General features: G+C 36.2%; 21 protein-coding genes, 1 tRNA gene and 3 pseudogenes. 11 read left to right on the top strand and 14 right to left on the bottom strand.

Going from position 1 to position 25,011, the window contains the following annotated elements; genetic code table 11:
• Positions 1-81: 81 nt before the first annotated feature.
• From SAGCYANO_RS32055 to ndhL, 4 genes are all read right to left on the bottom strand, one after another.
• Complete coding sequence (locus SAGCYANO_RS32055) at positions 82-1,017, bottom strand: phosphoribulokinase (protein WP_202223768.1); 936 nt, start codon at positions 1,015-1,017, stop codon at positions 82-84.
• A gap of 219 nt (positions 1,018-1,236) precedes the next feature.
• Positions 1,237-2,040 (bottom strand): tryptophan synthase subunit alpha, encoded by an 804-nt coding sequence (gene trpA / locus SAGCYANO_RS32050; protein WP_202223767.1) that lies wholly within the window; start codon positions 2,038-2,040, stop codon positions 1,237-1,239.
• Positions 2,041-2,392: 352 nt separating this feature from the next.
• Complete coding sequence (locus SAGCYANO_RS32045) at positions 2,393-2,713, bottom strand: DUF3007 family protein (RefSeq protein WP_202223766.1); 321 nt, start codon at positions 2,711-2,713, stop codon at positions 2,393-2,395.
• Positions 2,713-2,949 carry an NAD(P)H-quinone oxidoreductase subunit L gene (gene ndhL / locus SAGCYANO_RS32040; RefSeq protein WP_202223765.1) on the bottom strand — a complete coding sequence of 79 codons (237 nt, stop codon included), beginning with the start codon at positions 2,947-2,949 and terminating at the stop codon, positions 2,713-2,715. Before ndhL ends, SAGCYANO_RS32045 begins: the two co-directional genes overlap by 1 nt.
• 618 nt (positions 2,950-3,567) lie before the next feature.
• Between ndhL and SAGCYANO_RS32035 the strand changes: the two genes are divergently transcribed.
• Positions 3,568-3,651: transfer RNA gene (locus SAGCYANO_RS32035), tRNA-Leu, on the top strand.
• Between the two features lie 313 nt (positions 3,652-3,964).
• On the opposite strand, the gene SAGCYANO_RS32030 is transcribed toward SAGCYANO_RS32035, so the two are convergent.
• Positions 3,965-4,924, bottom strand: a complete 960-nt coding sequence (locus tag SAGCYANO_RS32030) for a ribonuclease Z (RefSeq protein ID WP_202223786.1) — start codon at positions 4,922-4,924, stop codon at positions 3,965-3,967.
• A gap of 311 nt (positions 4,925-5,235) precedes the next feature.
• Between SAGCYANO_RS32030 and SAGCYANO_RS32025 the strand changes: the two genes are divergently transcribed.
• Complete coding sequence (locus SAGCYANO_RS32025) at positions 5,236-6,402, top strand: SpoIID/LytB domain-containing protein (RefSeq protein WP_202223764.1); 1,167 nt, start codon at positions 5,236-5,238, stop codon at positions 6,400-6,402.
• A gap of 1,010 nt (positions 6,403-7,412) precedes the next feature.
• Positions 7,413-7,643 carry a hypothetical protein gene (locus SAGCYANO_RS32020; protein WP_202223763.1) on the top strand — a complete coding sequence of 77 codons (231 nt, stop codon included), beginning with the start codon at positions 7,413-7,415 and terminating at the stop codon, positions 7,641-7,643.
• A gap of 221 nt (positions 7,644-7,864) precedes the next feature.
• Here the strand turns inward: SAGCYANO_RS32020 and SAGCYANO_RS32015 are convergent, their stop codons facing one another.
• The gene (locus tag SAGCYANO_RS32015) at positions 7,865-9,202 is read right to left on the bottom strand and encodes a hypothetical protein (protein ID WP_202223762.1); all 1,338 of its coding nucleotides are present in this window, start codon (positions 9,200-9,202) and stop codon (positions 7,865-7,867) included.
• Positions 9,203-10,241: 1,039 nt separating this feature from the next.
• Here SAGCYANO_RS32015 and SAGCYANO_RS49625 point away from each other — a divergent pair.
• The 7 genes from SAGCYANO_RS49625 (at position 10,242) to SAGCYANO_RS31985 (ending at position 18,024) form a co-directional block, all read left to right on the top strand.
• Positions 10,242-10,667 (top strand): Rpn family recombination-promoting nuclease/putative transposase, encoded by a 426-nt coding sequence (locus tag SAGCYANO_RS49625; protein WP_307786047.1) that lies wholly within the window; start codon positions 10,242-10,244, stop codon positions 10,665-10,667.
• A gap of 241 nt (positions 10,668-10,908) precedes the next feature.
• The gene (locus SAGCYANO_RS49620; protein ID WP_307786045.1) at positions 10,909-11,034 is read left to right on the top strand and encodes a hypothetical protein; all 126 of its coding nucleotides are present in this window, start codon (positions 10,909-10,911) and stop codon (positions 11,032-11,034) included.
• 363 nt (positions 11,035-11,397) lie between these two features.
• Positions 11,398-11,568 (top strand): DUF4351 domain-containing protein, encoded by a 171-nt coding sequence (locus tag SAGCYANO_RS50835; RefSeq protein ID WP_202223785.1) that lies wholly within the window; start codon positions 11,398-11,400, stop codon positions 11,566-11,568.
• 645 nt (positions 11,569-12,213) lie between these two features.
• Positions 12,214-13,974: a DNA repair protein RecN gene (gene recN, locus SAGCYANO_RS32000; RefSeq protein WP_202223761.1), complete on the top strand. Its 1,761-nt coding sequence runs from the start codon at positions 12,214-12,216 to the stop codon at positions 13,972-13,974.
• A gap of 602 nt (positions 13,975-14,576) precedes the next feature.
• A complete protein-coding gene (locus tag SAGCYANO_RS31995) occupies positions 14,577-17,315 on the top strand; it encodes an adenylate/guanylate cyclase domain-containing protein (RefSeq protein WP_237396902.1) in 2,739 nt (912 codons plus the stop codon).
• A 62-nt stretch (positions 17,316-17,377) separates the two neighbouring features.
• The gene (locus SAGCYANO_RS31990; RefSeq protein ID WP_202223760.1) at positions 17,378-17,740 is read left to right on the top strand and encodes a hypothetical protein; all 363 of its coding nucleotides are present in this window, start codon (positions 17,378-17,380) and stop codon (positions 17,738-17,740) included.
• Between the two features lie 98 nt (positions 17,741-17,838).
• Entirely contained in the window at positions 17,839-18,024 is a 186-nt protein-coding gene (locus tag SAGCYANO_RS31985; RefSeq protein WP_202223759.1) for a hypothetical protein, read from the top strand.
• Between the two features lie 54 nt (positions 18,025-18,078).
• Here SAGCYANO_RS31985 and SAGCYANO_RS31980 read toward each other — a convergent pair whose 3' ends face one another.
• The 6 genes and pseudogenes from SAGCYANO_RS31980 to SAGCYANO_RS31960 all read right to left on the bottom strand — a co-directional run bounded on the left by SAGCYANO_RS31980 (position 18,079) and on the right by SAGCYANO_RS31960 (position 21,577).
• A complete protein-coding gene (locus SAGCYANO_RS31980) occupies positions 18,079-18,360 on the bottom strand; it encodes a hypothetical protein (RefSeq protein ID WP_237396901.1) in 282 nt (93 codons plus the stop codon).
• A gap of 6 nt (positions 18,361-18,366) precedes the next feature.
• Positions 18,367-18,435, bottom strand: a pseudogene (locus tag SAGCYANO_RS50830) (hypothetical protein); the annotation flags it as partial.
• Positions 18,426-18,650: pseudogene (locus tag SAGCYANO_RS31975) on the bottom strand (transposase); the annotation flags it as partial. The pseudogenes SAGCYANO_RS31975 and SAGCYANO_RS50830, both read right to left, overlap by 10 nt.
• Positions 18,651-18,673: 23 nt before the next feature.
• Complete coding sequence (locus SAGCYANO_RS31970; RefSeq protein ID WP_202223757.1) at positions 18,674-18,949, bottom strand: hypothetical protein; 276 nt, start codon at positions 18,947-18,949, stop codon at positions 18,674-18,676.
• 196 nt (positions 18,950-19,145) lie between these two features.
• The gene (locus tag SAGCYANO_RS31965; RefSeq protein ID WP_237396900.1) at positions 19,146-19,658 is read right to left on the bottom strand and encodes a GGDEF domain-containing protein; all 513 of its coding nucleotides are present in this window, start codon (positions 19,656-19,658) and stop codon (positions 19,146-19,148) included.
• A gap of 59 nt (positions 19,659-19,717) precedes the next feature.
• Positions 19,718-21,577, bottom strand: a complete 1,860-nt coding sequence (locus SAGCYANO_RS31960) for a GAF domain-containing protein (protein WP_202223755.1) — start codon at positions 21,575-21,577, stop codon at positions 19,718-19,720.
• A 1,119-nt stretch (positions 21,578-22,696) separates the two neighbouring features.
• Here SAGCYANO_RS31960 and SAGCYANO_RS31955 point away from each other — a divergent pair.
• Entirely contained in the window at positions 22,697-22,999 is a 303-nt protein-coding gene (locus SAGCYANO_RS31955; RefSeq protein WP_202223754.1) for a hypothetical protein, read from the top strand.
• A 406-nt stretch (positions 23,000-23,405) separates the two neighbouring features.
• Here SAGCYANO_RS31955 and SAGCYANO_RS31950 read toward each other — a convergent pair.
• Both SAGCYANO_RS31950 and SAGCYANO_RS31945 read right to left on the bottom strand, forming a co-directional pair.
• Positions 23,406-23,969: pseudogene (locus tag SAGCYANO_RS31950) on the bottom strand (peroxiredoxin family protein).
• Positions 23,970-24,129: 160 nt separating this feature from the next.
• Entirely contained in the window at positions 24,130-24,729 is a 600-nt protein-coding gene (locus SAGCYANO_RS31945) for a peroxiredoxin (protein ID WP_202223753.1), read from the bottom strand.
• Between the last annotated feature and the right edge of the window lie 282 nt (positions 24,730-25,011).

Here is a 25,011-nt window from a genome sequence, read left to right as displayed (position 1 = left end):
TTTACTGATATTAATCTACCGATATAACCAAACTTTAGTGAGAAAACACATGACAAGAATACGATAGTTAAAAACTAAATATTACTGAAAAATATTAGTTGCCTTAATCATATGATAAGCAACAAGTAACTGAGTCAAAGCCAAAGGATAACTTTGAAGCACCTCCCCAGTCGTACCAACTAACTTACCAATATCTGGGTCTCCTTTCGGCGAACAAAAATCCTTTAAATAAGGCGTATCCTGACATAAAATCATCTCTAACTCATTTACCTGTTCCTTAGTAGCATGACTATCAATTTCCAAAACATCCACCGGTTTACCCATATCCCGGTCCAACCCCAAACGCACTGCTGGCTGAAAACTAGGACTACCTTGGCCAATAATCTCTAGAAAATCTGGGTGAGGAATAGTTGGCCTAAGCACCAAGCGTACATGAAGTTCAGAGCTATTTTCATCATTTGAAGGAGGATAGAAAGTAACAACCACATCTGCCCATTTTCTCTGGGGGCGAATAAACTCCTCCGAATCTGGTTCCCGTTTTTCCATCTCTTTGAGAACCTGTTCTTCACTATATCCCCTCTTCATCGTATCCCGTTTTACCTTCCATTTCGCCCTTAAATCCTCTGGTGGTGCAAGGTACACCTTCACATCGTAACAATCTCTCGCCCCCCTAGTCGAATAACCCAATAGTCCCTCAACAACCACAAACTTGTTAGGCTTAATATATTCTGGCGGGTCAAATTTTCCCGTTGAGTGATTATAAATGGGCTTAAGAATTGCTTGTCCAGTACGCAGCAGAGTCAAATGTTGCTGCATTATATCAAGATGGTTACAATCTGGGTGTAGGGCTGTAATACCTATTTCTGCCCTTTGTTTTCGATCATAGCGATGATAGTCATCTGTACAAATCACAGTCACATTTTCTGGCCCTAAGACTTGAGCAATTCCTCTAGTCAAAGTAGTTTTACCCGCAGCGCTATCACCGACAATTCCTAGAATAATTGGACGATAATTCATAATTTCATTTCTCCCTACTACCGGACAATGGCTTACATAACACAACCGGAAGTTTATAATTATTTCTTAATTTTACGATCTATTTAACACTGGGGCAAGATTTTTGAGAGAGGGACTAGGTGTTCAGACATACTACCTACAACTTCCCTTCTTCTACAGTTAATTTTCAGTCTTCCTTCTTCCTTCTTCCTTCTTCCTTCTTCCTTCTTCCTTCTTCCTTCAACTAATAGCAGACTTCAAACTTCGGCAAAACTGCCCGATCGCCTCCAAACCCTCATCCGGCGTCCCCTCTGCCAAACGCTTCACCACCGCACTACCAACAATAACCGCATCACTCCCCCACTCCTTTACTTGCACAGCGTGTTCCGGTTGAGAAATGCCAAAACCAACACCAATAGGTTTATCTGTCACCCCTCGCATTTCTACCAACAAATCTTCAACCCGTGTCTGTACCTGATTACGTATTCCCGTTACCCCAGTCACACTCACCAGATAAATAAACCCTTGAGACTGACGAGCGATCGCCTCTATTCTCTCTTTTGGGCTAGTAGGAGCCACCAACAAGGTCAACTCAACCCCAATATCCCCAGCAGGTTTTAACAAAATATCCGCCTCTTCCAACGGCAGATCCGGCACAACCAAACCCCTAGCACCAGCATCATAAACTTTTTTCAGGAAGCTCTCCACCCCTCGAGACAAAATCGGATTATAGTAAGTAAACAAAATAATTGGCGATCGCAACTTTTTGCTCGTCGTCTGCACCACCTCCAACACCGACTCCAAAGTAGTCCCCCGTTCCAAAGAACGAGTAGCAGCAGCCTGAATTACTGGACCGTCAGCCAAAGGGTCAGAATAGGGCACACCCAACTCAATCAAATCGGCCCCATTATTATCCAATACCTCCAAAGCTTTGGCCGTAGTTTCCAAATCTGGATCGCCTGCCGTAATAAAAGGAATAAAAGCACACTGGCGACCATTTTCCGAATTGCGTAGAGATTCAAAGCGATGAGAAACTGAAATCATTTTTAATTTTCAATATTGGATAAATAATTTATTCTGTTGCGGGTTTAATACCCCACCGTCATTTCAGTTATCAGTTATCAGTTAGCCTCCTGTCGGAGGAACTGCGTTAACAGTACCTCTAGTTAAAGTAAAGTGAATTGAAATATTGAACTTGATTTTTTTTCATCCCCTTGTAGAGCGGTAGCTCGCGGCGGAGCCAAGGGGAGGCTTGAGACCCTATTTTTTGGTCAATGGGGGTACTTAAAATTGCTTAGGGTTATAAGACACGAAGTGGTCGGTCATTGACTATCCATGAGCAATTTTCCCTTCTGACTTCTAACTTCTGACTTCTGACTTCTAACTTCTGACTTCGTTATTCCTGCTTATTCTGAGCTGCCCTTTCTTGTTCCACTTCTGCCTGTAACTGAGCCAACTCCTCTGGAGTCATTTCTTCCAGACGCTTTTGGATCACTGCTTCCTCATAATCCTTTAACTGTTGGTTATAGGTCATATTACTATTAGTAACCCGAAACAAATAGGTCAGTAGCCAGCCAACCAAGCCACCGACCAAAACTGCTTGTGTCCAGATACCAGCATCTACACCATTTACTCCTACTACCTGCAATATCAAGTAAAGGATACCACCAGCAGCAAAAATACCGACACTTATTCCAATGGCCTCAATTCGTCGCATTAACCTTCAATTTGTCGCCGTTTGGGGCGAAAGTTCAAAAATGGGGACAAAACTAACATACCAGGGAAGAAGAAGAACATCAAGAAATACATAAAGCCTCGTTCAAAGGAACTAACAACATACCAACGCATATTCAAGTAAGCATAGACTATAGCTGGCATTACCAAAAGGTAAGTTCCTGCTAGGACTGCATAAATAATTAGGATTATCAGATTCTCGTCTAGTTCTAAGTTCATAAACAATATTTATTTAGAAATTGCAATAGTTAATTGTATTCTGTTTAATATATTATTGGTTGAATGGCTATTTTTCCCTCAACCCTCCAAATTATTGCATATTTTGGCAGGACTCAGTTTTTTGAGAAAAAAATTCTGAAGTTGAGTAAATCTCTATGATAGAAAAAATCTGTGAACCAGAAATCCTATCTATTTTCAGGAGAATATCTGTCCTTGCCTCTTTACTTCTTTTGTTCAAGAATGCTGCCCTAGTATGTATAAAAGCTCGGCCTAGATGCGCGATGGTATGCCAAGCCTTAACTTTAGTCCAGGTTGAAAATTGATTCGGCCAGCCTTAAATACCTGGTGGTGGTCTATTGTAATTATTTTGTTAAGGGAAACAGCAGTGGGAGCATCTTGATCCCATAAAGCGACGTTTTTCATCTTCATCTACCATTACGCGAGTAGAACAAGCAAATATCTTTAGTCTTCCCTTTTTGAGCAACTCCCATTACCAACTTTTACAAGGAGTCTCAAATTTTTTTTTCAAAAGACTTGCCAAAAATTTGAACATTGTGATTAAATAAAGAAATGAGCTTTTTATGCAAATGCAGTAAGTTCAACACTCGACATAAAAACGGGGGTGTGGCGGAATGGTAGACGCTACGGACTTAAAATCCGTTGACCTTAACAGTCGTGTGGGTTCAAGTCCCACCACCCCCATCCGCAAGCGTAAATCAAATTTGGCCATCCGAAAAAAAATTTCAAACTTCAAACCAAACAAATCAAAGGCAACTTCTAAATTTATTCTCCTGGGGTGCTTCACAGAATGAATTTCAGAAGATTTGCTCTTCACCTTTAATCGAGAAGCATAATCACATCTAGTACAGGATGACGGAAATAACTGGTTACAAAATCCTCAAACCATTAGAAATAAATACTTTTGACTGTAATGAAGTGCGTCTTACATTCTGAGGTTTCCTCGCCAATTAGCACTCGCTTTTGTAGGGGCGAATGGCATTCGCCCCTACGACTTTTAACTTTTAACTTTTGACTTCCGCGTAGCGACACTAGGAATTTCATAACTCAGAAAATCATAAGCCATATCAGTATTAGGGAAAATAGCACGGGCCTCCTGTAGCAAATCATCCAACAAAATCGGATTCCCAGGAGCATATCTAGGACTAAAATGAGTCATCATCAAACGTTTAGCACCTGCGGCCAAAGCCACCTGTGCAGCCATAGTCGAAGTAGAATGTAATCTTTGAAAAGCCATATCAGCATCGCGATGAGAAAAAGTAGCCTCGTGAACAAGTAAATCAGCATCCTGTGCCAATTCCACCGCCCCATCACAAAAAACAGTATCAGTACAATAAACAAACTTCCGGCCAATCTGAGGTGCCCCACATAAATCTGCCCCACTAATTCTCCGTCCATCAGACAAAGTAATCCACTCACCCCGTTTTAACTTCCCATATATAGGACCAGGAGGAATACCCAAAGCCTTAGCCTTTTCCACATCAAAATGTCCTGGTCGGTCTTTTTCCGTTACCCGATAACCAACAGCAGGAACCCGATGTTTTAAATAACCACAACTAACAACATATTCATCATCCTCATAAATTACACCAGGTCTAGATTGGTAAATCTTCAAAGGATAAGCCAAACGAGTTTGAGAATATTTAATACAACCTTGCAAGTAATTCTCCAGCTCCGGGGGGGCCATATATGTCGATACTTTTAACATTCCCCCCCCCAAACCACAACTAGCTAATAACCCCATCAGACCAAAAATATGGTCGCCGTGCATATGAGTAATAAAAATACGAGTCAGTTGACTGACCTTAAGTTCACTGCGGAGAAACTGATGTTGAGTTCCTTCCCCACAGTCAAACAACCATAATTCACCCCGTTGAGGTAAACGTAAAGCAACACTCGAAACATTACGCGATCGCGTCGGGACACCAGAGCTAGTTCCTAGAAAAGTTACCTGCAAAACTTCAAAATTCCTCAGTAAACTCAAAAATATGATAATTATATCCACAAGTGATAATTATTCTTTAATTTTACCCTGTGAAATTTATTATCAAAATAATGTGGGTCGAAAACCCCGCCTTTTAAGGCGCAATATTTTTGGAGGTTTGCTCAAATCCCCTAGTTCCCTCCCCTCCACCGGAGGGGTTAGGGTGGGTTGGGAGGGGAGGGGCGAGGGGTGGGTTAACTTCTGACTTCTGACTTCTGACTTCTGACTTCGTTAAGGCTTGTGCCTACATTTTAGTTAACCTTAAATATAAAATCTAAAATCTGATGAGTTCTGGATTGCTATTTATTTCTGTTATTAATCGTTCCATTAAACCACTAAAACACTATTTGTGGACATCTATTCTATTCTGGTTACTAGCGATCGCCCCTGCTCAAGCTTCCCTAGTCTTGCGAATTGCCATTCAAGAAGGGGCGAAAGAAGTTAAAGTAGGAAGTTCTACAAGCGCCGTAATTAGAGATGGTGCGGGTAGAGCTATTGGCGAACTACAGCCGACGAAAGGCTTTACCGCCGAATTAAAATCGGGAAAAGTTGCTTTGTCTAACTGGGTATCTGGTCAAATGTGGATCGAACCTAAAGGAGAAGGTTATGTATGGATAGGCGATCGCTGGTATCGTGGACGTACTCACATTATCCCTAGCAAATCAGGAATTACAGCTATCAATTACGTTGATATAGAACAATATCTATATAGTGTTATTGGAGCAGAAATGAATGGCAACTGGCCTCAAGAAGCTTTAAAGGCCCAAGCAGTGGCTGCCCGCTCCTATGCTTTAAATAAGCGTCAAGAAAATAGTAACAATTTCTATGACTTAGGAAATGACCAACTATGGCAAGTATATCAAGGAATTAAAACAGAGTCTCCAGGTACTTATGCTGCTGTTGATGCCACTAAAGGTCAAGTGCTTACCTACAATGGTCAAATTATTTTAGCCCTATTCCATTCCTCCTCTGGAGGCCACACAGAAAATGTAGAGGATGTCTGGTCAAACCCACTTCCTTACCTCCGCGCGGTTCCCGACTTTGATCAAGATGCTCCAGTTTATGAATGGACAGAATCATTTACTCAAGCAGAATTGAAACAGCGAATATCAGGTGTAGGAAATATTATATCTATGACACCTCAGACTACTACTCCTCACAATAGTGTTATTACTATCAAAGTTTTAGGGGATGCAGGAGTTAAAACTCTTCAAGGTACAGATATTACAGCAGCTCTGGGATTAAAAAGTACCAGGTTTACAGTTACTCCTAATAAAGATGGAGGGCAACAAATTCCCAGCAGTTTCAAAATTACGGGGAAAGGTTTTGGTCACGCTGTAGGAATGAGTCAATGGGGAGCTTATAATTTAGCTCGGAACGGATATAATTACCAGCAGATTTTGTTGTATTATTACCAAGGTGCAAATTTAGCTAGAATTGATGTACGCTAAAACTAAATAAAATTTAGGCATTCTTTCTAAATCTAAGTAAATAAATCCTACTGTTAACGAAATAAATTTCAAAAAGTCAGATTTTACTAAAAATAAAAGAGTTAGATTGGTTTAATTAAAGCTTTTGAAATACAAAAATACTCCTGATTTAGGTAGAACTAGAATTTTATTGATTAGCTCATTTTCAAACAACTTTTTTTCAGATTAGGTTTAGATGATAATTCTTATGATAATTCTATAATCACAGGTATTTTTAGTTTAATAAAGTATATAACTTCTTCCTTTAAACCAAAGTTTATTTGCTCTATATAGGATATATTTTGGAGCTATATAAGCATATCCTCCAAAAGAGGGAGTAAGCGGTAGAGACGTTGTACGTCCGTACAGAATAGGTGGAAAGAATTGATGAATAAGAGTACAAAAATTGATTTTATTTTTGATGATTGGAGATTTCTATTTATGTACTTACAGCAGATTCAGTGATATATAAAGTACAAATATTAATAATTAGACGTTCCCAGTGCGGGCATCTTTGTACCCCACACCTGGTTGAATTTCTGTAAATTAAGAGAGATGGGGAGATGGTGAATATGAGGGTAAATTTCAACCTTTTTACCTTATTCTATTTTTCGAGTTCTTGACAATTAAAGGGATATACAGCAATCCTAAATAAGTTGCGGGTAATCAAAAAGTAGATAAAAAAACTGAAACTCCCACCTGTTGCCTGTTGCCTGTTGCCTGTTGCCTGTTCCCTAAAAGCGGTAAGATTTTTATACACAAATAAAATACGATTGCTATAGTGGCTAACATCCTGACATCTTTAGGAAGATCTAAAATAATACTAAGTTTTGTAGAAAAAAAGAGATGATAATTTTTACCTATTTCCCTGTACCTTCTTTTCATAATAAACATCAGTAAACCTGATTTATAATGTTAATTCTGCCTTCAAACCTCTAGACAGTTCTCGCAGAAAAAAAATGGTTCTATAATTTTATATTTTTAGATAACAAATGCAAAAATGGGAATATATATTAGTAGATGCTAGTCCTTATCCTTTTGGAGATAAACTGATTAGCATATATATCAACGGTCAAGAATGGCGAGACTGGAAAGACAGAGAATTACACGAGTTAGTTAATTACTTAGGGAATGAAGGATGGGAATTAGTAGCTATTCGCCATGACTCAAAAAATGATAATAATTACTTCATATTTAAACGCCCTAAAATGACACCAAATTAAGACTTTGTTGCATAGAATAAAATCTCGATCAGGGTTAACTGTATATCGAGATAGACAAGTTAATAAATTTGATAATTCTGTGTCGCCTCACATAAAATTGGTATAAGACCTAAAACCCAAAACCTAGCCCCTATCAGCAAATACCTAATTCTATGCCTCCTCACATAAAATTGGTATAAGACCTACCACCTAACACAATTTTAAGCACTTCAGTTAATATCTTAAGCATCTGATTGATTTAATCTTTTTTGCCATTCAGCATCAATTTTATCAGCTTGTTCAGCTTCCTGTTCTAGAATACTCTTTTCAGTTGTATATGCTAAACTTTCACGACCAATAATAGTTTCACTAGCAAATTTTTTAGCATATTCAATTTTCTGTTTTAACTGACTATCTGCTTGATTCAAAGTAATAACTCTTTTTTGTCTTTGTTGATTCCGTGCCTCTACTTTACCATTACGCCATTTTACCCAAAAATAACGAATTAAAGGTAAAACTAAAAAACCAACACCATAAACCAGTAGAAGAGGATAAATAACTTCAACAAAAGAAATAAATCCTCCTATCTGAGCTGCTACCGTACCATCTTCTAGCAAAGAACCCAAAACTAAAGCACCAACAAAATTTACAGCACCCAACCCAGTTGCTAACATTATTTGACCGGAAGTTGCTTCACTAAACCGCCAAATTTTTTCCTTTAAAAATGCAGAAATAGGTTGAGAATTCCACCCTTTTGCCGTTGCTTGTAACTCAGGAAAATGATAAACAATTTGACCTTCAGGACTAACCTCCGGGCGACCATTAAAACGAATTAATACTGGTAAAATATACTCCTCATATTCCAAAGCATAACCTTTACCCAAATCATCTAAATAAGGAGCAATTTGTTCAGCAACTACCGCCCCTTGATTATTCTTAATCACAGTAGCGATCGCTTGCCAACGTCGTTCATCTAAATTATAATTTGGGTTGCCATCTCCAAACAAAAAAGAAAACACAGCTTCAAAAAAATTCATCCCATCTTTTTTACCTTGAGAATGATATTCTTGTCTTTGACGTTGATATCTGTAGGGTCGGTCGTAATAACCCCAATCAAACAACAAAAACCAATTAGGATTAAACCAAAACCCAGGGAAAAACATCATCCCGCCACCGGAATTATTACTCCTACCACCTGAGTCATTTCTATCGCTACTAGAATTAAGAGAAATCACAATAATAGCAATAGCTACCAGTATAATTACCAGAGAAAGTATCAACAAAATACCAAAAGAAATCCGGATTAAATAAAACAATACTCGCCAAACTTTCTCCCACCATTCTCGCCATCTTAACCGCCAGAATTTATTCCTTAAAATACCTCTAAAATTCTTAGGAAATAAATAAGCAATTTCCCCTGCTTCTGATACTTGTAAATGACCACCAGCATCTGTAGCTAAAGCTAATAATCCTTGTTCTGCCACTTTCACATCTAATCCAGCTTTAGCCGCCACATCTCCCACAGTAACACGGTAGTCCAAATTCTCCACAGCTTTCATTATCGCAGGATTTGGAGTCATAACATTACCTCTGACCTAATTTACTTATCTATTAAAATTATAGACAAAAAATAATCTATCTAGGAGTAAGCATTTAACTATCAGTTATTAGCACTCAATTATCAAAACGTTATACTAATTAGGGTTTGCTGAAAAAGTCTTTTAGTAGGAGTAGGAGACAGGAGACAGGAGACAGGAGAAATGGCTTGGGAGCGAGGAGGTAGAAGTAAGAATTGTAAGAATGATTTTTCTGCCCAACTATGCGCCTAAAATACTAACTTTTTGAGCCTTTTAGACTGAAACAGGCGCACTTTTTTCGACTCCAAAAAGGCACTTTTCTTTGATCTGTCAATGCTTTTAGATTTAATCAGCAGAGCAATAATTAGAAAAATTAGCCCATACAAATTTTCCTCAAAAAATGTAGAAGTTGCCAGGTAGATCAAATCTAGTTTAATGCCATTTTATCCATAATTTTAATTCTTTCTCGATTGCTGAATCTTAATTCTGATTTCATTTGACCATAAACTATAGCAGAAGTAAGAAAGTGGATTATTCATATTTGATTGTTTCTCCTGCGGAGTGCTACGCAAACAGTTATTCCATAACTCAAGAATAGTAATAACAACTGTTATAATAACTGATTAGTGATGACTCATACCATTTTCATAAAATATTGCTACAGTGGTTGATTTCTAGGTGTTAGGTATTAGGTGTTAGGTGTTAGTTATGAGAGAGAACAAGTGCCAATTTTCCAATCCTTTGACCCCCGAATTTTACTGTAACAATCTTTCTTGAATTTGGTATTACACCTAGAGGCAAAAAGTGAGACTTGTTAACAAATTTCCGTTATTTATTGAGTTTATCAAAATCATAAGGGTCGCTCAACCCCGCTTTTTAAGGCGAAATATTTTTGGAGAGTTGCTCACGCATCCTCGTTACAAAAATAATTTCTGTACGAGCGAATAACCATTGGCTTCTACTGACTTCTGACTTCGTTAACTTCAGTCTCTTGTCACTGTATTTTTGCTACAAATAAAGTATTGATAAGAGGTATGCTTAAATGAAATTTATCAGCCCCAAAACCGACTTTGCCTTTAAAAAAATCTTTGGTTCTATTCACAGTCAAAACATCCTGATTAGCTTTCTCAATGCGATAGTTTATAACAATCAAAATATTATTCAATCCCTAGAGATAATTAATCCTTACAATCCTGGAGTTACTAATACTCTTAAGGAAACTTATTTAGATGTAAAAGCAGTTTTAGATAATGGTTCGACAGTCATCATTGAAATGCAAGTATTGAATGTAGAAGAATTTGAAAAACGAGTAATTTATAACCTAGCTAAAGCTTATGGCAATCAATTAGATGTAGGAGAAAGTTACCTCATGTTGAAACCTTTTGTGGCTTTGACAATTACCGACTTTGTTTTATTTGAAAAAACGGATAAAATTATTACTAAGTTTAGACTTAAAGAAGAAGCATAATTATTTAATTATCGTTCTGGAATTAACATTAATGTTTGTAGAATTACCCAAATTTAACAAATAATTATCAGGATTAGAAACTCTGAGTGAGAAATGGATATATTTTCTGACTTCAGCTCCAAAATTAGAAGTAGTAACCTCTTCATTAGGAGAAGTATCAGAAATAGAAGCAGCATTAAATATTGCGAATAAGGCGAACTTAAACAATGAATAATTAGAGGAATTAGAGAAACAGGAAAAGTTGATTAGAGATAGAAAAGGAGAAATTTCTCTAGCGAGAAGGGAAGGAATCGAAATTGGACGGGAAGAAGGAATAGGAATATTAATTAAACGTCAAATTCGCCGAAAGTTTGGAGAAATAGCGTAAGCATTCAGCTATTAGCTGTCAGCTATCAGCAACAAGACTCTCTCTTATACCAATTTGAAAAAAGAATGTTACGAATAGTTTAGTCAACTAAAGTAGTTTAATTCAGATACAAATTTACGCTTAATAGATTTTTCATGGCAAAAAATGATAATAAAAGCTACTTATACTGACTACTGACTATTGACTATTGACTACTAGAAATAGTCCAAATATTTGTAGCAAAAATTTATAAAATTGGTATTATGGGAGAGTATTTAAATTAGTATAAGCTTTAAGGGCAAGGGAACCAACTTTTTTAGTAAGACAATTAATACAGCTTTTATCCTAAACTAAAAGCAATAGCTGATAGCTGATGGCTGACGGCTGAATGCTTACGAAATAGCTCCAGAAGTTCAGACTCAGATAGAGCAGTTATCTCTGGAAAAATTAGATATTTTAGGTGATGAAATTTTTGACGCGCGCAACTATAGTAGATTTGGAAAATTGGTTGAATCAACAACTAAAATAGCTGATGGCTGTTTGGGCAGCTATTAGCTGTCAGCTAGCCTCCTCCGGAGGAACTGCGTTAACAGCAACAAGATTCTCTCCTTAAAGACAGTGTTTGAATTAATATAGACTTTAATAGCAAAGGAGCCAACTTTTGTAGTAAGAGAATTAAATATTGCTTTGATCTTAAACTAAAAGCAATAGCTGATAGCTGATTGCTGACGGCTGAATGCTTACAAAGTTTCCAATATCTCACAACTCAAATCATATTGCTATAGTTGATATTCTACTAATAAACAAAATAAAAAAAATATCCCTAATCCAATCAAGCCTTAATGTATTCTTCTGATTTGTATATTATAATTTTATCTTGAAGACCTCCAAGAAAAGAGAGTATTTACTGGCATAATTTTAGTCAGAGATTAAAGTCATAAACTCAAAAATTATGTTTGAGCGAAGCAGGATAAAAGTAAAGTGCAAACATTGTAATCTTCACTTCTTCCTTCTTACCGAAATATTGTGGTTTAAAGCCTCCCTTTTTAAGGGGATAATAAATAAAAATTTTCCTGTTCGTCAATCCTATCCGTTTTCAACGAGAGGTAATTCTAAATTCTAAATTCTAAATTCTAAATTCTAAATTCTAAATTCTAAATTCTAAATTCTAAATTCTAAATTCTTGAATTCCTTGAATAAATGCTTATATCCCTTCGCATTAACAACTTTGCTCTTATAGACCATCTAGACCTAGAATTATGTCCCGGTCTAAATGTCTTCACAGGAGAGACGGGTGCTGGTAAGTCCATTATCCTAGATGCTCTTGACGCAACTCTAGGCGGTAAAGTAGACCGTCGTGTAATCCGAACAGGAACTAAACGAGCTATCTTAGAAGCAACCTTTGAGCTAAACTCATCTCTGGCCAAATGGTTAGGAAATCAAGAAATAGACCCAGTAGATGGTACATTAGTAGTGTGTAGCCGTGAAATTAGTTGTGCCCAAAGTTCTCTCCGTACTAGGTCTCGTCTCAATGGTATTCTGGTTAATCGCAAAATAATGGACCAATTGCGCGATCGCCTAGTAGAAATTACAGCCCAAGGCCAAACTCTACAATTAGGAAATCTTAATCTCCAAAGGGAATGGCTCGATCTATATGGCAGTCATCCCCTACTAGAATGCCGAGAAGCAGTAAGTATTGCCTACCAAAAAGCTCAAAAAGCCAAAGCAGCATTAGAAAATCGTCGTCAGTCAGAGCAGGAACGTTTACAAAGAATAGATTTATTAGAATATCAAGTACAAGAATTAGATAAATCTAATCTTACTGAACCTCAAGAATTAGAACAATTAACACAAGAAAGTCAACGCCTTAGTCATGCAGTTGAACTTCAACATCAAAGCTATCAAATATATCAAGCTTTATATCAAAATCAAGGAGATAATTCAGCAGCAGCAGACCTCCTGGGAGAAGCAGAAACCATATTAAACGATATGGTAAACTACGACTCCACATTACAACCTGTATTAGAAATGATTAATGAAGCTTTATCTCAAGTTGTTGAAGCTAGCCGACAAATTAGTAGTTATGGCGAGGAATTAGAAGCCGATCCTCAAAGATTACAGGATGTAGAAGAAAGAATTCAAGAACTTAAACAAATTTGTCGCAAGTATGGTCCAACTCTAGAAGAAGCTATTAATTATTATTACAAAATACAAGCAGAACTCAAAGAATTACAAGATGGTGGAGAGTCTGTTGAAGCACTCGAAAAAGTATACTTAGAAACTCAAAAACAATTACAAGATAAATGTAGCGAACTTAGCTTAAAACGTCATAGTGCCGCTGCTAAATTAGAGACACACTTAGTAGAGGAATTAAAACCCCTCGCTATGGAAAAAGTTAAATTTCAGGTACAAATTACTCCCACTACCCCAACAATTACAGGAGCTGACCAGATTACATTCTGCTTCAGTCCAAACCCTGGTGAACCACTACAACCTCTAAACTCAATAGCTTCTGGTGGAGAAATGAGTCGATTTTTATTGGCATTGAAAGCTTGTTTTTCTCAAATAGAAGGATCTGGTACCCTAGTATTTGATGAAATAGATGTTGGAGTCTCAGGAAGAGTAGCAGCAGCCATTTCAGAAAAACTACATCAACTTAGTCGGAAACATCAAGTCCTCTGCGTAACCCATCAACCCATAGTAGCTGCAATGGCTGATAATCACTTTAATGTCAGTAAACAAGTAGTTGAGGAAATACCTAATCAAAACTCTGAAGTACGGACTATAGTTAGAGTTAAAAATCTCAATAATTATCAACGCCGGGAAGAGTTGGCACAATTAGCTAGTGGTAGGCCAGCTCAAGAAGCTATAGCTTTTGCAGAATCTCTTTTAACTGAAGCTGCTACTAAACGTCGGCAAAATTTGACTATACCTATTTCTAGTTCTGGAGGAGATTCTTAGTCCATGATACCGATTCTATTAAAAATACAATAATATAGAATAACATTAACAATTGACTTTAACAAATGGCAAAAAATTGTGTAGATTATGTTGAATTATCAACTTAGATATAACACTATCCATAGTATCAATAGCAACTTTTTGTGCTATATTATGAATATCAAACAACAAGAGGGCACAATTTTAACAACAAATAAAAACTTGCTTCTATGTGGAGAATAAATTAGAAACTTTTAGTAATGATAGTTTTGATAATTATGAATTAAAGGTTGAGCAAGTGCAAGATATAAGCTTCTATACTATCAAACAAAATTAATATGCTTATTGAAGAGCTAGCATTAAATTAAGGGGTTAAAAGTCAAAAAAATTTTCATAACTGAAGAACCTGAAGCTAACACTTAGAACTTTTGTAGTAGACCTTATCTAAAAATATTTAGAATAAATTTATTGAAAGAAGAGTAAAAATTTAATTATGTTAGACTACACTACAGATATGAATGATTTTTAAATCACTCAATTCTTAATATTAATTAACAAATTGATCTTGAAGGACTGAAAAGCCTTACATAGAAAGAGCATCCAAAATATTTAATTAAACTGTTATGACATCTGCATCTCCAAACCAAATAGCAACAGAGTACACAATCCCAACAGAGGATGTGGAAGTTATAGAGGGTCCCAACCATCAGGTGTCTCACCCTCAAAGTTACTCTGATAATAATACTTATAATAATCCAGAAAATAATCGTAATAATGGAGATAACCCCAAAAGTTACTCAAAAGTCAACGAAAATAGTGCATTAGTTCATCCTGGGTCTAGTTTCTCAAGCTATCTAGCTCCCCTAACAAAAGAAACCTTTGTTGAAGCGGTTAAAGATGTTGAAGAAAAGCTCAAGACAGTTAATCAAACCCTGGGAATGCTCAACAATTTGTTAGAAGCTCAAGGATTTGATGCAATTCTACATGAAATGTTGCGCTCAATTACCCTCAAAACAGGAGAATTATTAAACGCAGACCGGACAACAATTTGGCTATTAGATGAAGAAAAAAATGAACTTTGGTCAACAGTAGCAAAAGGAGCAGATGGGAAACTCTTAGAATTAAGAATTCCAGCCAATGTAGGAATAGCAGGAGAATCAGCTCAAGAGAAAAAAGTAATCAACATACCCTACGATTTCTATGACGATCCACGTTCCGCTTCAGCACAAAAATTTGACAAACAGAATGGATATCGTACCTATACTATGGTAGTAATGCCATTACTGAAAGAAGATACAGGGGATTTAATCGCAGTTGTCCAACTCCTAAACAAGTTCAAACCAGACCACGAAAAATATGAACAACTCGGAGACAAAATAGATGTCAACGGATTTACTCAAGAAGATGAAAGAGTATTTCGTGAATTTGCCCCTTCCATTAGTCTAATTCTAGAATCCTCTAAGTCATTTTATGCAGCAACTCAAAGACAGAGAGCAGCAGAAGCTCTAATGAAAGCTGTAGACTCCCTCAGCAAAAGTAGTCTAGACTTAGAAGATACTCTAGGAAAAGTTATGGAGCAGGCCAAGGAACTGATGAACGCAGACCGCAGTACCTTGTGGCTCATAGATAACGATAAAAGTCAACTATGGACAAAAATCCCGATTAATGGAGAACTCACAGAAATCAGAATTGCTAAAGATAAAGGCTTTGCTGGCATGGTGGCCACATCTGGCGAACCACTACTTATTCCTTTTGACGTTTATAAAGATACCCACTCAGTTACAGCCAAGGAAACAGATGAAAAAACAGGTTATCGTACCTGTAGTTTGTTGTGTATGCCTGTTTTTAATGCTGACGATGAATTAATTGGTGTAACTCAGCTAATTAATAAAAAGAAACAGGGAGATTATCCACCATATAATCATGCCAACTGGCCTGAAGCACCAGAGCAGTGGAAAGCCAGTTTTAATCGCAACGATTTAGAGTTTATGAAGGCCTTTAATATTCAAGCAGGTGTGGCCCTCCAAAATGCTAAATTATTTGATACAGTTAAACAAGAGCAACAGAGACAAAAGGATATTCTACGGAGTCTGACCAACGGGGTAATATCTACAGATCAAAAAGGCAAAGTTATTGCTACAAATGAAAGTGCTAGACATTTACTAGGCATTAGTGACACAGATATATTAGCAGGTAAATCTGTAAGCGAATTAGTACGTCTCAAGGAAGGTGACTTTTCTAGGTGGCTAGATTTAGCCCTTTCTCCGAATTATACTAAAGAATACCAACAGTATTATCCAGACCAAACTTTGTTACCCCTGGGAAATTTGCCTCCTCAAAGTATTAATTTGTCAATTAACTCTATGATTGATGTTTGCGACCTTGAGAAAGTTAATGGCGTTTTAGTAGTGATGGAGGACATTACTGGAGAAAAGCAAGTGAAAAACTTGATGTATCGCTACATGACACCAGAAGTTGCAGAGCAATTATTAGCAAGTGGCGATACTGGTTTAGGAGGAAAACGTCAACAGGTTTCTGTGCTTTTCAGTGATATTCGTAGCTACACTACTTTGACAGAAGGTATGGAAGCTGAAGAGGTTGTCACTATGCTGAATGAATACTTTGAAGAGATGGTAGATGCTGTATTCAAATACAAAGGTACTCTTGACAAATATATAGGAGATGCTCTAATGGCAGTATTTGGCTCTCCAGCTCCTCTAGAACATCATTCTTTGTGTGCCATGCAAAGTGCTGTAGAAATGCGTCAACGCCTGAAAATTTTCAATGAAGAGCGTGTAGCTAAGAACAAAATGGCCATTAAGATTGGTATGGGCATTCACTCAGACGAAGTAGTTAGTGGTAATATTGGCTCTAGTAAGCGTATGGAGCTAACTTCTATTGGAGATGGTGTGAATCTTGCTTCTCGCCTTGAAGGTACAAGCAAGCAGTATGGTACAGACCTGATCATCAGCGATAATACTTATCAACCTTACAGAGATATGCTTTGGGTTCGGGAACTAGACCTTATTACTGTGAAGGGAAAAAGTAAGCCTGTGAGAATATACGAATTGTTAGGCTTTAAGGAAGGCGAGCTGAAGCAAGAGTTAACTGAGCAACAACACCATATAGTTGAACATTATCATCAAGGACGAGAGTATTACTCAAGACCATCCAAAGAAAAAAATTTAACAGACCTCTCTATCAAAGAAGCTTTTGCCATGGCTGCAGCTGAATTTAAAGAAGTCTTGAAAATCGATCCAAACAACAAAGCTGCTAAGTTGCACCTTGGTCGTTGTCAGCTATTTCAGACCGAGCTTCCTCCAAAAGATTGGGATGGAGTCTGGAATTTAACTGAAAAGTAAATAATTTCTATCTAAATAAAAATAGAATTTTAGCTCTCATTTTGAAAAAACTAGCCCTAGTTATGACTAATTTAAATTCCCACTACTCAGATACTGAGTGGATAGATCAGGTTCATCAATTATTGTTTGAAGTTGTCCGTAATTCCTTGTCGGATAAGCCTAAACTACCAGAAAATCTTGCAGACAAAGCTCTACCACTAGCACAGAAAGCAAAAACTATTCAAGAAAAAGCTGATGGCCAAGTTATTCCTCCAGATTCTTTAGAATGGGTAGAAAAAGTCCGTCAACTTTTGTTGGATTTATCTCGTGCTTCTTTGGCAGATATACCTAGACTACCTGTAAGTATGGGTCAAAGATCTCTTGTACTGGCACAAACAGCTCAAGAGATTAGGGACAAAGTTACTGAAAAAAATCGTAGTTTTTAACAATAAAAGTTTAGAGCAATCTCCATTATAATAATACAACTTGTATTGCTACTCAGTATTACTACTAACAATTTTAAGTTTTTAGAAGCTTTTTTAATATGGAATCAGATAGTCAACCTGTCAGTTACTCGGACGATGAACCTCCTCAAAGGATTGCAAATATTTTGGGATGTGCGATCGCTGTACTGACTCTGACACTACCTTTATTGGCCATTACTCGTTATTCTGATCGTAATATAAATGTATTTCCTCAAACCTCTTTTGACACTCCACGGGATCAATAAATCCGCGTGGATTCTTAAGGGTCATAAATTTGCCCGGATAAATCCACGTCAAATTTAACCCTTAATGGTATAGCCAAAGATACCTCTAATCTGTCCGGGGTAAACCCCCATAAGGTTGCTTTTGATTCCAATGTTGGCAGCAGCATTACAGTCTGCATCTATCAATTTCTTTTGCTTAGTTCTATACAAACCACGTTTGACTCGTTTGCCACTAAAACTGTATTCACTTGGATTATCAGTATTGTAAACAGGTAACTGATCGCCGTCTAAAAAACTAGCTTTAGAGTTATAAGATTCTTCTTGTTCTATATAGGTTAATCCATATCTATCACACATAGTTTTTAGCTTAAACCTGAAACTATGGTGTGGTATTTGTACAAACTTTTGGTTAGTTTTTTTACCTAAATTGATATTTTGTTTGATTCGGTGATTAACACCGACAACAATAGTAAAGTAAATATCTTGTTTTCAGTACACCAGTTGATTAAATATCTAGCTGCTTTATTGAAGTAATCCCTAACTTTATTGTTTCGATTTACCGTAATACTAACTTGCTTTTTGGTTAAACCTTTGATGCCTTGTTTATCTTTTATAGACTGCAATAAGCGATTTTTCTTTGTTGTACCACTGGTTGATTGATTTAAGTTTTCTACCGTCTAAAATAAATGATGACCCAGTGTTTGATACACAAGTTGCGCTTATTGTCTAGACCAAGGTCTACTGCTAAAGCATTGTCAGACTTTACTTTTGGTTGTGGTTGTTCTTCTGTAATAAATTCTACTGCCTCCTGTGGAGGAGCTACGCTTTCAAAAAACCTAGCATCATATCTAGGAATTATTCTAACTTCCTTGAGATGTTTACCTACTAATCTTTCTGGAAAGGGGATTTTAACTGCACTATATTCAGCCTTGAATTTCCTAGACATTGGAATATTAAAATACCCATTTTTTACCTTCGCTTAAAGGACGGTGGTTTCCCACTTACCTGAAGCTTATAATGATTTCCAACAAAATTTCTAGGAAATTTAGTTTCAATTTATGAATTTTAGACTGGGCAATGTTTTTCCCACTGTTGCCTGTTGTCTGTTGCCTGTTACCTGTTACCTGCTATAAATAAAATATTCAAGAATTTGGAGCTACTACAACTCGATTACGTCCTTCATACTTAGCCTGATAAAGAGCAGCATCAGCAGCTTGAATCACCTTTTCCCCAGTTTTGCCATGTTCGGGAAAGCAAGCAACTCCTAAAGAAACAGTAATAGAACTTAGCAGTATACCATCATATTCTACAGATAATTGTTTGATTTCTTTCCTGATTTGTTCGGCTCTTTTTGCGGTGCTTTCTAAAGAACTTCCTGGTAATATCATAATTAGTTCTTCCCCACCATAACGACAAGCTATGTCATAATCTCTAACATTCTGTTTTAAAAAAGAGCCTAAATTTTTGAGAATAATATCTCCAGCAGCATGACCAAATTCATCATTAAACCTTTTAAAATGATCTACATCAATCATAATTATACCAATAGGCTTTTCAGTTCTAATAGCTCGGTAAGTTTCTCTATTCAGAAATTCTTCTAAGTAACGGCGATTAAATAATCCAGTTAGAGGGTCACGAATGCTTTGAATTTTCAAAGTTTCCTGTAATTTGAGATTGGCTAAAGCTAGTCCAAATTGTTTAGCTAATGTTATCGCTAATTGATGTTCTTCTTTTGTGATTTTTGTTTTTCTTGATAATAAAATGAAATAACTCCAATGGCTTGGCCTTGTGCCATAATCGGTATACATAATGTTGTTTTAGGTAATGGTTGTGGCAGATGTTTACAAGTTAAAGCTGTTTGAGTATCCTCTACAAAATGAACTTCTCCCCGACGTAAAGCAATACATTCATGGGGGGAAAAAAGTGTTTCTTCTGGTATTTTTGCTCCCCAATTTGCAATGGCTTCAACTAACATTCTTGAATCACTAATTTTAAATACCGATCCATAAGTATTGGGAAATAAATTTTGAATTAATGGCAGAATAACTTGACAAGCTTCTTCAACAGTAAAGCAAGCTTGAAGTAAGTCAATCATGTTATTTAGTAAGGTAATTTCTTGATTCCGACTTTCTAAAGCTTTGACCCAATTTGTTAATTTTTTATTAGCTTCTTGAGATTGATTTTGTGCTTGCTCTCTTTCCTGAATTTCTTGAGCGATCGCTTCATTCATTTCTCGTAAGGTTTTCTCTGTACGTTTTCGTTCAGTAATATCTCTAAAAGAGGCAAGATAAGCTTTTTTTCCTTCCCAAATTATATTGCCAAGTCGCATTTCAGCCATTCCTATTTCTACGCGCAATTCATTCAATGGTCTGACTATCTCTATTTCTACTCTTTCTCCCACAACTAAAGGAAACCCAAAAGCTTTTCCAATTAGTTCATCTTCTGTACGACCAAAAAGCAATGCTCCTGCAGGATTAACAAATTGAATTACACCTTCTGTATCAACAATTAAAATTCCATCAGGATTCATTGTAGTCAACATTTGCATGACTTTTTTTTGTCTTTTCAGCTCATTTTCTGTTTCTTGACGAACTGTCACATTTTCAAATAATATACCCACACAATTATTCAGCAAAGGAAAGGCTTTTACTGCAAAAATACTATGAGGAATTCGTTGTTCAAAATATTCAATTTCACCCAAATCTCTATTTTTTCCCGAATGAATAACTTCAGCATAAATTTCTGGTAAGTCAGTCTTTAATAAGTGAGGAAAACATTCACTAATTCGCTTGCCCATTATTTCTTTTTCTTCATATCCAGTTAAATGAGTAACAGCAGGATTAGTCGCTTTTAATCTAAAACTACTAACATCATTCAGGTCTTCCATCTGCCAAACGTGCAAACCAACTTGCATATTTTTAACTATATCTGCGTATATTTTATTTTCTGTAAGTTTTGCTTTTAATTGTTTATTAACTTCTCTTAGTTTAGTTTCTGCCTGCTGACGTTGCTTCAATTCTTGTTGCAGTTGTTGATAAAGTTCTGCTTGTCGAATAGCAATTGCCATTTGCACTGATAATTGTTGTAGTAATTCTATTTCTGAATTTTGCCATTCTCTAGCATCAATACAGTGATGAGCAATTAATAATCCCCATAGATCGTCTCCTTGTAAAATAGGTACTACTAATATAGATCGTACTTGAAATCTGAGTAATAATTCTACATAACAAGTTGGCAGATTACTGTTAGTAATGTCTGTAGCTGAACTCACACGACCAAGTTTATAAAGATTGATTAAATCTTCTTTAAAACATGGATCATACAGAACTTCATTAATTATCGATCTTGATTGATAGCTAACTGATTCTACTTCAACAATACCACTACCATCTGGTTGAAATTTATATATAAAAACACGGTCAACATTGAGTAAATCTCGTACTACTGCTACAGCAGTATTGAGGATATAGTCTAACTCCAATGATTGGCGAATTTTGAGAGATATTTCTGCCAAAATTTTAGAAAATTTCTTTTCAGATATTAATTCTGAATCAGATAAAGAATTTGGGTGCATAATATCAATATCTCTTAAATTTATAATTATTTTTTATAATTTATTTATCCTAGTTAAAAATCACTAAATCTATATTTTTTGTGAAAAATACATATTATTATAGACAAAATATTTATATTTTTAGGATTTAGCAAAGTCTTGCGCTAAGGAAGTAAATATTTTACAATTTCATATATAGTCATCCTCGATATATAAATTTTACTGTGTGTAAAAATACTTATGCAGATAGCAGAAGTCATTTCAGTTATCAGTTAGCCTCCTCCGGAGGAACTGCGTTAACAGTTATCAGTTAGCCTCCTCCGGAGGAGCTACGCTTTCCGTTTGTCATGCTCCGCAAACATGTCGCGGGCGTTAACGTTTGCGCCCTTCATTCCGTTAGGAAAGTTGTGCGCTAGCAAAACAGTACCTCTGCAATAAGGAGGCTTGACATAAGGAATATTCTCTTTTTTATCCCTTTAAAAGGGTAGGTTTTAGACCACAATTTCTCGGTAAAAAATTATTATCTTTTCTTATATCTTAAAAATTTTCAAAACTGATGCAACTAAAAATAATAAAATTCATTCAATTCCTTGAATAGATAAATGATATTTTAGTTATCTTCTTCTCAGAAAAACTAAGATACTTAACCATAATGAAAATTGGCAATATTTGCAGTATAAAATTTGAGCATATGACTAATACCAGTAAAAAAAAGAATGCTATAAAAAGTGCATTTTGAACGGAGATACTTAAAAATAGCTGTTCCAATTTATTTTATATAGCTATCTCTAATCATTTTTACCTTTTTTTCAATATCTACTCCCTCTTCCTTCTTATTTCTTCCCTCTGATATACGGACGCCCTTATGCAACCTCCCTACCATTTGTAACAAAAATTTATCAAAATGGCATAATACCAATTTAAAAAGAATATTAGTCAGTATTTCCTGCGGAATGCTTACGAATGTTACGAATAATAAGGGCGATCAAAAGACTTTATAGGAGATGTTCCTTTGACTAATAAGATAAGTTATGAACTAAGAAATGGCATACAAGCTATTCATTCTAACTCGGTCCTCCTGACTTCCCCTCCCCTCCACGGTCGGGGTTAGGGGTGGGTTGACTCTTAAAAAATCCGGTTGTGCGTCAAGAAAGTGTGGTTCCTGTGGGGAGGGTGGTTCCTGTGGGGAGGGTGGTTCCTGTGGGGAGGGTGGTTCCTGTGGGGAGGGTGGGGAGAGCTGAGAAAGTAGGAGGAATAATTGGTAGTGCGTCAAGGAAGTGTGGGGAGCGTGGGAAGTTGGTTCCTGTGGGAAGACGCTCGAAAGTAGGAGGAATAATTGTACCTGCATCTTTTTGGGAAGTGTCTCTCACCCGTCCTAACTTTTTAGTCTTAAAGGCTGAAAAATTTGCACCCCCTCCGCGACAAAAATGCGCTCAAGCTTGATATATCAGTGCTTTTAGATTATATTGACCTGCCCTACTTACTTATCCCACACTTTACGCTCTGCACAACCAAAAATCCTCTAGCTATTTTTCATTAATTGATAATTGATAATGGATAATTGATAATTACCTCGGGTTTTAACCGTTACGGAATTGAATATAAGGAAATATTATTTCTTTATTTCCCCGATCAAGGGAGGCTTCAAGGCGCGAATTATTTAATTATTAATTATTAATTATTAATTATTCGGTAACAAAAATTTATCAAAATGGTATAATAGGGTATCAGACTATATTTCAACACCACAGGCTAAATTTACCTGCGAGATTAGTCTATAAAAAATAGGTAAGCATTTCCTGCGGAATGCTTACAAAAATAGAGTTATTTGCACTAAGAAATAATTCAGCTACGAATAGTCATTTTGCTCAACTATATAATTATCTAAAACATCAAATAAATCCTCAACACTAGCATTATGATCTAGAAAAGAAAACAAATGTTTATAACTAAGTCTACCTTGTTTATCTAATACAAATTGTCCTGGCAGAGGTGCTCCTAAAGCTTGACCGACTCGATAATTTTTAAATACCTGACAACTAGAATCACTCAGCAAAGGCATTTTTAAACTTAGATCGCTGACAACAACCTTACTTTGTTCCCTATCTGTACTCGTAATCATTAATATTTCTACTCCCGCTCTAAAATTTTTCATAATTATTATTTAAAGCTAAAATATGAGGAAAACAAAATGGACAATACTGTTTCTCAGTAAATATACGAGTCAAAGCAACTATTACAGGTTTTACCCCCCAATAATCTGATAAACGAACTAATCTACCATTTGTGATATCTGGCAATTCAAAATCTGGCGTTCTTTTTCCGTTATCCAAACTATTAATAGGTGGAATAGGTAATAAATTTTGAAAAAACGTTGATTTATTAAACCTCTAAAATCATAGGAAGTTAGCATAATATTGATTAATTTAAAAGTTAAAACTCAAAATTTTAATGTGTTGAAATATCCTCTAAACTTACAACTCCAACACTTTTAGAACTAGAATATCTAAGAAAGTGTCGGAGTTGACATTTTTGTTAATTATGTAGGTACTTTATAGTCTGCCTAAATCAATTTATTTAACAGCTGCAAAGAATTCCTTAGATTTGATTGGATCGGGATTCATAGTTTTATCTCCTGGTTTCCAACCTGCAGGGCAAACCTCATCTGGGTTAGCCTGTACATACTGAATAGCTTGTAGAGTACGCAAGGTTTCATCAACATTACGACCAAAAGCAAGATTATTAATCGTGGCGTGTTGAATAATACCTTCTCTATCAATAATGAACAAACCACGCAGAGCAATACCTGCTTCTGGGTCTAAGACATTATAGGCAGAACTAATTTCTTTCTTAATGTCAGATAATAGTGGATAGTTAAGATCTCCAACTCCACCAGATTTACGATCTGTTTGAATCCAAGCTAAATGTGAAAATTCACTGTCTACTGAAACTCCTAAAATTTCAGTGTTAAGTGACTCAAACTCTTTGTAGCGATCGCTAAATGCCGTAATTTCTGTTGGACAAACAAAAGTAAAGTCCAAGGGATAGAAGAATAAAACTATATACTTACCACGATAATCAGACAGTTGAATTGTCTCGAATTCCTGATCTACTACAGCTGTAGCAGTGAAATCTGGGGCTTCCTGGCCCACACGCAGGCATTCGTCTGTCATGATTTAATTCTCCTTAAAATAACTTGTTGACACTCAAAACTAAAAGAAAACTTATGGTTTGATATTCTTTAATTCTTCCATATTGCCTCTTCATACTAGACCTTGAATTACAAAAAAACACCCTAGAATTTCTCCTTTCAGACCTCCCTAGACCAACTTCAGTCAATTAAATATTTTCAGACGTGGTCTATCATTCCATTCTGATTCTCAAATATCTAGGTGGACGTACAAATCAAAGTTTTATTTATGCAGTTAATCAGTTGCTAATTAAATCTATTTTTA

It is taken from the genome of Okeania sp. KiyG1, assembly GCF_014132355.1.
GTDB lineage: Bacteria > Cyanobacteriota > Cyanobacteriia > Cyanobacteriales > Microcoleaceae > Okeania.
Note: the sequence above shows the minus strand (reverse complement) of the source record. Positions and strands in the feature narration are given on the sequence as shown.

What these genes read in the sequence shown, in the direction of transcription:
- trpA (WP_202223767.1), bottom strand. Translation starts at nt 2,040, where the DNA reads ATGATTTCAGTTTCTCATCGCTTTGAATCTCTACGCAATTCGGAAAAT.
- SAGCYANO_RS49625 (WP_307786047.1), top strand. Translation starts at nt 10,242, where the DNA reads ATGAAATTTATCAGCCCCAAAACCGACTTTGCCTTTAAAAAAATCTTT.
- SAGCYANO_RS32015 (WP_202223762.1), bottom strand. Translation starts at nt 9,202, where the DNA reads ATGACTCCAAATCCTGCGATAATGAAAGCTGTGGAGAATTTGGACTAC.
- SAGCYANO_RS31995 (WP_237396902.1), top strand. Translation starts at nt 14,577, where the DNA reads ATGACATCTGCATCTCCAAACCAAATAGCAACAGAGTACACAATCCCA.
- SAGCYANO_RS31970 (WP_202223757.1), bottom strand. Translation starts at nt 18,949, where the DNA reads ATGTCTAGGAAATTCAAGGCTGAATATAGTGCAGTTAAAATCCCCTTT.
- SAGCYANO_RS31980 (WP_237396901.1), bottom strand. Translation starts at nt 18,360, where the DNA reads ATGTGTGATAGATATGGATTAACCTATATAGAACAAGAAGAATCTTAT.
- SAGCYANO_RS32055 (WP_202223768.1), bottom strand. Translation starts at nt 1,017, where the DNA reads ATGAATTATCGTCCAATTATTCTAGGAATTGTCGGTGATAGCGCTGCG.
- ndhL (WP_202223765.1), bottom strand. Translation starts at nt 2,949, where the DNA reads ATGAACTTAGAACTAGACGAGAATCTGATAATCCTAATTATTTATGCA.
- SAGCYANO_RS31960 (WP_202223755.1), bottom strand. Translation starts at nt 21,577, where the DNA reads ATGCACCCAAATTCTTTATCTGATTCAGAATTAATATCTGAAAAGAAA.
- SAGCYANO_RS31990 (WP_202223760.1), top strand. Translation starts at nt 17,378, where the DNA reads ATGACTAATTTAAATTCCCACTACTCAGATACTGAGTGGATAGATCAG.
- recN (WP_202223761.1), top strand. Translation starts at nt 12,214, where the DNA reads ATGCTTATATCCCTTCGCATTAACAACTTTGCTCTTATAGACCATCTA.
- SAGCYANO_RS32025 (WP_202223764.1), top strand. Translation starts at nt 5,236, where the DNA reads ATGAGTTCTGGATTGCTATTTATTTCTGTTATTAATCGTTCCATTAAA.
- SAGCYANO_RS32045 (WP_202223766.1), bottom strand. Translation starts at nt 2,713, where the DNA reads ATGCGACGAATTGAGGCCATTGGAATAAGTGTCGGTATTTTTGCTGCT.
- SAGCYANO_RS31985 (WP_202223759.1), top strand. Translation starts at nt 17,839, where the DNA reads ATGGAATCAGATAGTCAACCTGTCAGTTACTCGGACGATGAACCTCCT.
- SAGCYANO_RS32020 (WP_202223763.1), top strand. Translation starts at nt 7,413, where the DNA reads ATGCAAAAATGGGAATATATATTAGTAGATGCTAGTCCTTATCCTTTT.
- SAGCYANO_RS31945 (WP_202223753.1), bottom strand. Translation starts at nt 24,729, where the DNA reads ATGACAGACGAATGCCTGCGTGTGGGCCAGGAAGCCCCAGATTTCACT.